This window comes from Virgisporangium aurantiacum, from assembly GCF_016863635.1.
GTDB lineage: Bacteria > Actinomycetota > Actinomycetes > Mycobacteriales > Micromonosporaceae > Virgisporangium > Virgisporangium aurantiacum.
Window position 1 is genome coordinate 792,926 of sequence record NZ_BOPG01000012.1, and the last position, 7,982, is coordinate 800,907.

9 protein-coding genes are annotated in these 7,982 nt (G+C 72.1%); 2 read left to right on the plus strand and 7 right to left on the minus strand.

The window, feature by feature from the left end:
• Positions 1 to 201: 201 nt before the first annotated feature.
• Positions 202 to 1,794: a methyl-accepting chemotaxis protein gene (locus Vau01_RS12340; protein ID WP_203990930.1), complete on the plus strand. Its 1,593-nt coding sequence runs from the start codon at positions 202 to 204 to the stop codon at positions 1,792 to 1,794.
• 5 nt (positions 1,795 to 1,799) lie between these two features.
• On the opposite strand, the gene Vau01_RS12345 is transcribed toward Vau01_RS12340, so the two are convergent.
• The 6 genes from Vau01_RS12345 to Vau01_RS12370 form a co-directional block, all read right to left on the minus strand.
• Complete coding sequence (locus Vau01_RS12345) at positions 1,800 to 2,738, minus strand: YegS/Rv2252/BmrU family lipid kinase (protein ID WP_373320225.1); 939 nt, start codon at positions 2,736 to 2,738, stop codon at positions 1,800 to 1,802.
• A 60-nt stretch (positions 2,739 to 2,798) separates the two neighbouring features.
• On the minus strand, positions 2,799 to 3,785 hold the full coding sequence (tatC, locus tag Vau01_RS12350; protein ID WP_203991103.1) for a twin-arginine translocase subunit TatC: 987 nt from the start codon (positions 3,783 to 3,785) through the stop codon (positions 2,799 to 2,801).
• A gap of 66 nt (positions 3,786 to 3,851) precedes the next feature.
• Complete coding sequence (gene tatA, locus Vau01_RS12355) at positions 3,852 to 4,118, minus strand: Sec-independent protein translocase subunit TatA (protein ID WP_203990932.1); 267 nt, start codon at positions 4,116 to 4,118, stop codon at positions 3,852 to 3,854.
• Between the two features lie 100 nt (positions 4,119 to 4,218).
• Entirely contained in the window at positions 4,219 to 4,479 is a 261-nt protein-coding gene (locus Vau01_RS12360) for a hypothetical protein (RefSeq protein ID WP_203990934.1), read from the minus strand.
• A gap of 69 nt (positions 4,480 to 4,548) precedes the next feature.
• Positions 4,549 to 5,586 carry a helix-turn-helix transcriptional regulator gene (locus Vau01_RS12365; protein ID WP_203991106.1) on the minus strand — a complete coding sequence of 346 codons (1,038 nt, stop codon included), beginning with the start codon at positions 5,584 to 5,586 and terminating at the stop codon, positions 4,549 to 4,551.
• Positions 5,587 to 5,623: 37 nt separating this feature from the next.
• Positions 5,624 to 6,646 carry a helix-turn-helix transcriptional regulator gene (locus Vau01_RS12370; protein ID WP_203990936.1) on the minus strand — a complete coding sequence of 341 codons (1,023 nt, stop codon included), beginning with the start codon at positions 6,644 to 6,646 and terminating at the stop codon, positions 5,624 to 5,626.
• A gap of 64 nt (positions 6,647 to 6,710) precedes the next feature.
• Here Vau01_RS12370 and Vau01_RS12375 point away from each other — a divergent pair, with 64 nt between their 5' ends.
• Complete coding sequence (locus Vau01_RS12375) at positions 6,711 to 7,766, plus strand: DUF3866 family protein (protein ID WP_203990938.1); 1,056 nt, start codon at positions 6,711 to 6,713, stop codon at positions 7,764 to 7,766.
• An 8-nt stretch (positions 7,767 to 7,774) separates the two neighbouring features.
• Here Vau01_RS12375 and Vau01_RS12380 read toward each other — a convergent pair.
• Positions 7,775 to 7,982, minus strand: a 208-nt coding sequence (locus tag Vau01_RS12380; protein ID WP_308440454.1) for a hypothetical protein, incomplete at its 5' end; no start/stop codon positions are given.

The following is a 7,982-nucleotide window of genomic DNA, read 5'->3' on the forward strand; positions in this document are numbered from 1 at the left end:
GGAATTCGCCCGTTTTTCGGCGAGCACAACTGCAAGATCAGCGTCGTTGGGGCGGCCCCGCACTGGCGGACTGAAAGTGAGAAACCGCCTCAAGTTCGGGCGATGCGGGCACAATGGGCGACAGGCGGCCCCCAGGCCGCGAGGTGCTGAGAGGGGGCCGGAATGGTCGGCGCACCGGTGAACGGCGGTTCCGCGCGGCGAATGACCGGATGGTTCGCCGACCTGAAGGTCGGCGCCAAGATCGCGACGGCGCTCGGCGTGGCGATGGTCGCGTGCGGCGCGGTGGCGCTCTTCGGTGGGCTGGGGCTGCGTGACGTCGACGCCCGCTCCACCGAGATCTACGAGGAGAACCTCAAGCCGATCCAGCAACTGGCCGACGCCCAGGACGCGTTCGAGGACGGACTCCTCACTCTGACGCTGATGAACATCGCGACGACGCCGTCGGCGACCGCGCAGCACAAACAGGATCTGTCGAAGGTCGGCGGCATCGTCGACACGCTGTTGCAGGAGTACCAGGACCTCGGATTGACCGCCGAGCAGCAGAAGCTGATGAACGACCTGCGCACCGCGCTCACCTCGTACCGGAAGGTCCGCACCGAACTGTTGATCCCCGCGGCGGAAGCCAGCAACGACGTGGCGTTCGAGTCCGCTTTCGATTCCCAGGCCGCGCCGCTGATCGAACAGATCAAGAACGCCTTCGACGCGCTCGCGGCGTTCGAGGCGGCCAGCGCCGCCAAAGCGTCCGCCGAGGGCACCGCGACCTACAAGGGCAGCCTCACCCTCATGATCATCGTGTTCCTGGTCGGGGTGATCGCCGCCAGCCTGCTCGGGTACGTCACGATCCGCAAGATCACCAAGCCGCTGGCGGAGGTCGCCGACAACCTCGGCAAGATGGCCGAGGGCGACCTGCGCGGCTCGGTCCCGGTGCACTCGCGCGACGAGGTCGGCATCATGGGCGCGGCCCTCAACCGCGCCTCCGGCAGCATGCGCACCACGGTCTCCGCCCTCGGCGACGCGGCACAGTCGCTGTCCGCCGCCGCCGAGCAGCTCTCGGCCACCAGCGCGCAGATCGCCGGCAACGCCGACACCGCGAGCCGGCAGGCCGGCGTCGTCGCGACGGCCGCCGACGAGGTCAACCGCAACGTGCAGGTGATCTCGGCCGGGTCGGAGGAGATGGGCGCGGCCATCCGGGAGATCTCCAACAACGCCGCACAGGCCGCCCGGGTCGCCGCGCAGGCGGTGCACGCGGCCGAGAGCACCAACCAGACCGTCAGCGAGCTCGGCACCTCGTCGGCCGAGATCGGCAACGTGATCAAGCTGATCACCTCGATCGCCGAGCAGACCAACCTGCTGGCGCTCAACGCCACCATCGAGGCCGCCCGCGCCGGTGCCGCCGGCAAGGGCTTCGCCGTGGTCGCGAGCGAGGTCAAGGAACTGGCACAGGAGACGGCGCGGGCCACCGAGGACATCAGCACCCGCGTCAACGCCATCCAGGCCGACACCCAGACCGCGATCGGCGCGATCGGCGAGATCAGCAACGTGATCAACGAGATCAGCGACTACCAGACGACCATCGCGAGCGCGGTCGAGGAGCAGACGGCCACCACCAACGAGATGAACCGGAACGTCAGCGCGGCCGCGCTCGGGGTCGGCGAGATCACCGGCGGCATCGACGCCCTGGCGACCGCGGCCCACCACACCACCGAGAGCGTCGGCGAGGCCGAACGGTCCAGCACCGACCTGGCGCGCATGGCCAGCGACCTGCAGACGCTCGTCGGCACGTTCCGGGTCTGACGCGATCAGCCGACCAGCGTCAGCGCACCCGGCACCGCCGTCACCGTCACCGGCAACGGCAGGGCCCGCTCGCCGTCGGCGTAGGTGGTGATGCCGTCGGCGGCCAGCTCCACCGTGCGCGCCCGGTGCTGCACCACCAGCGGGTGGTCGACGTGCGTGCCGGAGTAGAGGCGCGGCTTGAGCCGGGTCAGCGTGAACCGGGACATCGGCCGGCCGATCACCACGTCGAGCAGCCCGTCGGTGGGGTCGGCGTCCGGGCAGACCCGCAGGCCACCGCCGTAGCTGCCGGTGTTGCCGATCGCGACGATGACCGCCGGCTCGGCGCTGGTGACGCCGTCGAGGGTCAGCGTGTAGGTGCGGGCGCGCAGCCGGGCCAGCTCCGCCATGATCGCGACGTCGTAGCGGCGCGGGCCGCGCGGCCACCGCATCCGGTTGGCCCGCTCGTTGACGATCGCGTCGAACCCGGCGCCGAGCACCGCCCCGAACCAGGTCGGGTCCGGCGAGTCGGGCCCGGTCATGCGGGCCAGGTCGAACGTCCGGCCCTGGCCGGCGGCGAGGCCGCGGGCGATCGCGGCGGCCGCGGCGAGCGGATCGGCCGGAATGCCCACCTCGGTGGCGAAGTCGTTGCCGGTGCCCGCGGGCACCACGCCGAGCGGGGTCGCGGTGCCGGCGACCGCTTGCAGGGCCAGGTGCATCGTGCCGTCACCGCCGACCGCGACCAGGGCCGCGACGCCGTCGCGCACGGCCTCGCGGGCGGCGGTCAGGGCCGCGGCACGATCAGGGGCATCGAGGACGCGCACCGCGTGGCCCGCCGCGCGAAGGCGCGTCAGGACCTCGGCGAGGGCACCGGCGTGCCGCCCCCGCCCGGCCGACGGATTCGCCAGCACCACGACCGACTGTTCCAGGGTGACCGCGAGCGGCGTCACCGCTTCGGGAGTAGTCACGGCCGCAGCGTAGCGCCGTCGGGCCGCGGGGATGATCCCCCGACCCGGCGGCGAACGATGTCAGGTCACGTCGTCGTAGCGGCGGTCGATCGGCCGGGGTGCGGCGATCGTGTCCGTTCCGACCGCGCCGGACGCCGTCACCGGCTCCGGCGCCTCGACCGCACCCGATGCGGTGACCGGGCCGGACGCGGCGATCGGCTCGGACGCGGCGACCGGATCGAGCTCGTCGACCGGCGTGTTGTCGTACGCCAGCGGCGAGATCTCGTCGTCGTCGAGGTCGCCGTACTCGGCCCGGTGCTTACGGGCGCGCCGCTTGTCGTTGAGGAACGCCAGACCCACCGCGGCGAAGTACAGCCCCGACAGGCAGATCGCCAGCGCCGACATGCCGAACGGGTCGCCGGTGGGCGTCGCCACGGCCGCGAACAGGAAGAACGCGAACACGACGATGCGCCACCACTTGAGCATCCGGCGCGCGCTGAGCACCCCGGCCACGTTGAGCAGCAGGGTCGCCAGCGGGAATTCGAACGCCACCCCGAAGATCAACATCATGCCGGTGACGAACGAGATGTACCGGGTGATCTCCAGCGTGGTGGTGACGTCTTCGTTGGCGAAGTCGAGCAGGAACTCCAGGCCGAACGCGATCACGTAGTAGGCCAGCACCGCACCGAGCGCGAACAGCGGCGCGGCGGCGGCGGCGAACGCGTACGTCCAGCGCCGCTCGTGCCGGTGCAGGCCCGGCGCGACGAACGCCCACAACTGGTACATCCAGAACGGCGCGGCCACGATGAGGCCGCACCACATCGCCACCTTGAGCCGCAGGAGCAGCAGGTCGGCGACGCCGAGCTGGACGAACCCGCACTTCCAGGTCTCGGTGTCGGGGTCGTGCGTCTTCAACCACACGGACTGGTCGAAGTCGCAATAGGGCTGCTGCAGGATTTCGAGGACGGGCTTGGCCAGGAACCAGCCGACGACCATCCCGAGCACGATGGCCACACTCGCCTTGAACAGCCGGTCGCGCAGCTCGTACAGGTGCTCCATGAGGGTCATGGAGCCGTCGGCGGCCCGTTCGAACTGCCTCTTGCCGCGCCGGCCGAAGATCGCCAGGCGCACCGGCTACCGCTCGCGTGCGCGCTCGACCGGGTCGTTCACCGGCGGCGGCGGAGCGGGACGCTCCTCGGTGGGCGACAGCGGTGCGCGGCTGGTCTGCTGAGCATCGGCCTTCGCCTGGACGTCGTCGTCGGCCAGGCCACGGGTCTCGGCCTTGATGATGCGCAGTGACCGGCCGAGGCCACGCGCCGCGTCGGGCAGCCGCTTCGCTCCGAAGAGGAGGATCAGCACGACCACCAGGACAATGATGTGCCAGGGCTTGAGTGCGCCCATGGATCCCACCTCACATCGTCGGGGTACTGCAGGTCAGGTTTCCGAACCATCCTACGGCCGGTGCGGCGTTGCGCCACCACCGCGGTTGTCGAACACGAGGTCAACTCGCCTCGACGGCCGCCTTACGCGCGGCCCGGGCCTCCACCTGCTCCTGAATGCGCAGAACCGTCTCCTGCATCTCCTCGGCCCGCTTCTGCAACGCCAGGACCGGCTCCTCCAGCGTCCTGGCCTGATCGAGGCGCACCATGAGCGAACGCTGGACGCGGCGCAGCCGCTTGAGCCGGCCGAGCAGCATGCCCACGGCCACGAACAGCACCAGCAGGCCCAGCAGCGCAATCGCGCCCGAGATCCACCACGTCACGACAGAAGACCCTAATGCACCGCGGCGTTGGTCGCGCGGAGCGCGGCCGACGCTGCGTCAGACGCGATTCTATGTCGACAGCGCGTCGGTTGCCGGAATCGCCGCGTCGTCGGCCACTTCGCCCGCCGGCCAGGCCGCGGCGTACGCGTCCAGTGCCGCCCTGGCCTCGCCACCGACCACCGCGACCAGTTCCGGCGGCGCGACGACCGCGACCTCCGGCCCGAGCCCCAGCACGAGCCGCCGTGCCCAGCCCAGGTCGGCCGCCCGCAGCGACACCAGCCAGTGGTCGTGCTCGCGGCGGACCTCCTCGCACGGGTAGTACTCGGTGATCCACCGGGCCGACCGCCCCACCCGGAGCTGCACCAGCGGCAGGTCGGGCGTCGGTTGGAACACGCCGTCGCGGATGTCGTGCGGCACGGCCTGCGGCGGCGGCGCGGACGTCTCCTCGGTCTCGGTGTAGGCGTCGATGCGGTCGATGCGGAACATCCGCACCGCCTCGGCCCGCCGGCACCACGCCTCCATGTACGCCTTGCCGCCGACCACGAGCACCCGCATCGGGTCGACGACCCGTTCGGTGGTCTCGTCGCGGGTCGCGGTGTAGTAGGTGATCCGCAGCGCGCGGCCCCGCTGGACGACGCGGCGGAACTCCTCCAGCCGGTCGGCGTTGCCGGCCAGCCGCACCGCCACCGGCGCCTCGGCGAACTCCCCCGCCGCGCTCTCCAGCTTGGCCAGTGCCCGCTCGATCGCCTCCCGGTGGCCGACGCCCGGCGTCTCGGTGAGCATCCGCAGCGCCACGATCAGCGCCAGCGCCTCGTCCTGGTTGAGCCGCAGCGGCCGGTTGATGCCGGCGTCGTAGGTGATCGTGACGCGGTCGCCGTCGAGGGCCATGTCGATCAGGTCGCCGGGGCCGTAACCGGGCAGCCCGCACATCCACAGCAGTTCCAGGTCGTCGCGCAGTTGCTTGTCGCTGACGCCCAGGTCGTCGGCGGCCTCGTCGACCGGGATGCCGGGCCGGGCCAGCAGGTACGGCACCAGGTTCAGCAGCCGCCCGACGCGATCGGTGCTGCTCACGCGATCGCCCCGCTTCGCGGTGCGATGCGTTCGCAGGGCACTGAGCTGATGGTTCGCTCGCACAAGTGCTCGCTCACGCGCGTCCCCCCGTCGTTGACGGGACGCGGCGCTGCGCCGGCGCGATCGCCGGATGCCCGGCGGACACCTGCTCCAGCCGGGCGATCACCCTGTCGCGCAGCGCGGGCGGTTCGAGGACGAGCACGTCGGCGCCGTAGCCGACCAGCCAGCCGGCGAACCCGTCGGCGTCGGCGAACGGCAGGGTGACGCGGTCGCCGGTGGGGCCGGGCACGATCTCGGTGGCCCACCGTCGCACGCCGGCCGCCCGGTCGGGACGCACGAGCAGCGTGGCCCGGTGGGTGCGCTCGACCGGGCCGGAGAACCGCGCGACGTAGCTGATCAGGTCGAGGTCGGCGGGTGGCTCGTAGGTGCCGGCCCGGCCCGACCGACGGATCCCGCCGACGACGCGGCTGAGCCGGAAGCAGCGGGCGGCGGCCCGGTCGAGGTCGTGCCCGACCACGTACCACTTGCCCCGCCAGCACACCACGCCCCACGGCTGCAGGCGGCGCGTCGAGGTGGTGTCGTGCTCGGGCGGGTGGTAGTCGAAGGTGACCGGCTGGCGCGCCCGCACCGCCGCCGTGAGCGGCTCGAACGCGGGGTCGACGTTGACCACCGGCTCGACGCCCAGCGTGGTGGTCGGATCGACGTCGACGCCCGCCGCGCGCAGCTTCGTGAGCCCCGAGCTCGCCGCCGCGGCCAGGCCCGCGTGCCGCCACAGCCGGGCCGCGATGCCGACGGCGGCCGCCTCCTCGGGTTCGAGGTGGATGTCGGGCAGGGCGTACTCGCGACGCGCGATGCGGTAGCCGGGTTCGGTGTCGAAGACGCTGGCGTTGCCGATCTCCAGCGGAACGCCGAGGTCACGCAGTTCGGACTTGTCGCGCTCGAACTTGCGCTGGAAGGCGTCGTGTTCGCGTGGATCGTCCGGATCGTGCTCGTAGCCCGGCACCGTTGCCGCGATTTGCGCGGCGGTCAGGAACCGGCGGGTCGACAACAGGCAGATCACCAGGTTGACGAGGCGCTCGGTACGGCCACGGGACACCCCACGACGCTAGCAGCGCGGGCGCCCAAATACCTTCGCCCACGCGTGCCTTAGCGTGACCATCGTGATTCATTGGCGGTCGGGGACGGTTCTTTCGGTCGGGCGCTCCTGGGACGGCGCCCTCGAGGTCGATGTACGTGTCGACTCCGATACCGTGCGTGCTCTCGCGTACCCGTTGCTGGTCGGCACGCCGATCGTCGGCGACCGGGTGCTGCTGAACGTGAACGCGCTGTCGCTCGGCCTCGGGACCGGCGGATACGCGATGGTGGTGGCGCTGCCCGACCGGCTGCCGCCCGACGCGTCCTTCGCCGGCCACGCGGTCAAGGCCCGGTACACGCCGTTACAGCCCGTGGTGCTGGCGGCCGACGAGGAGGCTTCTCCCCTGCGGTCCGTCCTGTCCGCGGCCGACGACCTCGGCGGCGCCCCCGTGGTGATCGCCGACCTGCACTCCGCGTTACCGGCCGTGCTCGCCGGGGTGATCGCCACCCGCCCCGCCACCCGCGTCGCCTATGTCATGACCGACGGCGGCGCGCTGCCCGCCTGGTTCTCCCGCACGCTGTCGGCGCTGCGCCCGCTGCTGGTCGGCACGGTGACCACCGGCCAGGCCTTCGGCGGCGACCTCGAGGCCACGAACCTGCACGCCGGCCTGCTGGCAGCGGTGGTCGGGCTGGGCGCGGAGGTCACCGTGGTCGCGCAGGGCCCCGGCAATCTGGGGACGGGCACCGCGTGGGGCTTCTCCGGAGTGGACGCCGGTGCCGCGGTGAACGCCGTGGGCGTGCTGGGCGGCCACCCGATCGGCTCGCTCCGCATCTCCGACGCCGACGCCCGCCCCCGTCACCGCGGCGTCTCCCACCACAGCCTGACCGCCTACGGCCGGGTCGCCCTCGCACCCGCCGACCTGGTGGTCCCGGCCGGCCTGGACCCGTCGTTGGGCGTGGCGGAGTCCCTGAAGCCGCTGACCGGCCGCCACCGCGTGGTGGAGATCCCGGTCGACGGCCTGGACGAGGCCCTGCGCGCCCTACCGGTCAAACTCTCGACGATGGGCCGTTCCCTGGACGCCGACCACGCCTACTTCCTGTCCGCCGCCGCCGCCGGCCGCCACGCCGCAGCGCTCCTGTAGCTCGCCCGCTAGGCGAGGAGGATGACGGCGGCCCAGGCGGCGAGCATCGCCACCAGGGCGGCGACCAGGACCCACGTGGGGATCTTGTGGCCGCCCTGGCGGTTGCGTTCGATCTCGGCGACGAACCGGTCGCGGCGGCGTTGCCAGAACCCGGGCCGCCGTGTCGGTGTCGGTGTCGGCCCGGGTTCCGGTTGAGGCTCGTCGGTCACATGCTTG

Excerpts from the sequence above, each read along its gene's own strand:
- Vau01_RS12340 (WP_203990930.1), top strand. The coding sequence starts at position 202 with ATGACCGGATGGTTCGCCGACCTGAAGGTCGGCGCCAAGATCGCGACG.
- tatC (WP_203991103.1), bottom strand. The coding sequence starts at position 3,785 with ATGACCCTCATGGAGCACCTGTACGAGCTGCGCGACCGGCTGTTCAAG.
- tatA (WP_203990932.1), bottom strand. The coding sequence starts at position 4,118 with ATGGGCGCACTCAAGCCCTGGCACATCATTGTCCTGGTGGTCGTGCTG.